At 70.4% G+C, this 1,749-nt stretch carries 3 protein-coding genes; 2 read left to right on the forward strand and 1 reads right to left on the reverse strand.

The window, feature by feature from the left end:
• A partial coding sequence (locus tag VGJ24_RS10835) for a VOC family protein (RefSeq protein ID WP_331500594.1) occupies positions 1-268 on the forward strand: 268 nt, incomplete at its 5' end.
• A gap of 9 nt (positions 269-277) precedes the next feature.
• Here VGJ24_RS10835 and VGJ24_RS10840 read toward each other — a convergent pair.
• The gene (locus VGJ24_RS10840; RefSeq protein ID WP_331500595.1) at positions 278-910 is read right to left on the reverse strand and encodes a pyridoxamine 5'-phosphate oxidase family protein; all 633 of its coding nucleotides are present in this window, start codon (positions 908-910) and stop codon (positions 278-280) included.
• Between the two features lie 228 nt (positions 911-1,138).
• Here VGJ24_RS10840 and VGJ24_RS10845 point away from each other — a divergent pair.
• Positions 1,139-1,749 (forward strand): TCP-1/cpn60 chaperonin family protein (locus VGJ24_RS10845; protein ID WP_331500596.1); only part of this gene is annotated, 611 nt, incomplete at its 3' end.

The raw sequence follows: 1,749 nt of genomic DNA on the forward strand, positions 1-1,749 counted from the left end.
GTACGTCGGCGGCGAGGAGTCCCAGCCCGTCCCGCGCGACGTCGTCGCCGTGATGATGCCCGCGCCGGCCGATGCGAGGACGGCCTGGGGAGTGGACTTCTGGATCGACGACGTCGAGCGCGGGGTCGACGTGGTCGCACGTCGCGGTGGGTCGGTGCTGGCCGGTCCGTACGACGCGCCCCCGGCGTTCAGGCAGGTCGTCGTCACGGACCCCGGTGGGGCCGTGCTCAGCCTCAGCCAGCTGCGGCCGGAGCTGCTGTCGAGCTGAGCGCGCGGGTCAGCGACCCAACGCGTGGACCGACGGTGGCACCGCGATGCCGTCGCGCAGGTCCGGCGCCGCGAGCGGCTCGCCGTACGTCTCGCGCACCGGGACGACGCCCGCCCAGGCCGGGCCGGCGACGTCGTCGTCCTCGTCCTCGGGCCAGCCGGCCGAGATCTTCAGCGACCAGTCCTCGAGCGGCAGGGCCAGCACGAGCGTGGCGGCGAGCTCGGCCTTGGTGGGCCGCCGGATCTCGGCGCTCCGGCCGGGGATGAGCGCTTCGGTGACCAGGTCGAGGAACCGCTCCTTGTCCTCGCTCACCGGCGTGCAGCGACCGAAGACCACGGCGGACCGATAGCGGATCGACGACTCGAAGGCGCTGCGGGCGACCACCACCCCGTCGTACGCCGTGACCCCGAGCGACGTGGGCGCGCCCGTGGCGAGCCGGCGCATCCAGCGTGACCCGGTCGACCCGTGCGCCAGGATCCGGTCGCCGTCGCGCACCACCATCGTCGGGATGACGACCGGAGTGCCGTCCTCGCCGACCACCGCGAAGTGCCCCACCCGGCCGGTGTCGAGGAGGGCGTCGAGGTCGGCCCGGTCGGTGCTCGCCTTCTCCGGGAGCCGGATCGGCCGGCGTGGGTCTTTCATGGGCAGAAGGTAGCGGCTGCGGGGCCGCTTCTCACCGCCTGCAGCCGTTTGCACTCGCTGGGTGCGAGTGCTAAACATGGGGCTGGCACTCTCGTGTCGAGAGTGACAACCACCTGGTCCGGTGAGTTGAGGCCAGTAGCGCCGGTGGGAAGGGTCCGCCGGGCAGCCTGGCCGTCCGTCGCGGGCAGCGAGCCGGCCACCCAAGTCTGAGAAGGATCGCTGACAGACATGCCGAAGCTGATTGCTTTCAACGAGGAGGCCCGCCGCGGTCTCGAGCGAGGGATGAACCAACTCGCCGACGCGGTCAAGGTCACGCTCGGTCCCAAGGGCCGCAACGTCGTCCTCGAGAAGAAGTGGGGCGCGCCCACCATCACCAACGATGGTGTGAGCATCGCCAAGGAGATCGAGCTGGAGGACCCCTACGAGAAGATCGGGGCCGAGCTCGTCAAGGAGGTCGCGAAGAAGACCGACGACGTCGCCGGTGACGGTACGACGACGGCGACCGTGCTGGCCCAGGCCATGGTCCGCGAGGGCCTGCGCAACGTCGCCGCCGGCGCCAACCCGATGAGCATCAAGCGGGGCATCGAGAAGGCCGTCGAGGCCGTCTCGGAGCAGCTGACCGCGATGTCGAAGGACGTCGAGACCAAGGAGCAGATCGCCTCGGTGGCGGCCATCTCCGCCGGTGGCGACCAGAGCGTCGGCGACATCATCGCCGAGGCGATGGACAAGGTCGGCAAGGAAGGCGTCATCACCGTCGAGGAGTCGAACACCTTCGGCATCGACCTCGAGCTGACCGAGGGCATGCGGTTCGACAAGGGCTACATCTCGGCGTACTTCGC

The organism is Nocardioides sp. (assembly GCF_036493135.1).
Taxonomy (GTDB): domain Bacteria; phylum Actinomycetota; class Actinomycetes; order Propionibacteriales; family Nocardioidaceae; genus Nocardioides.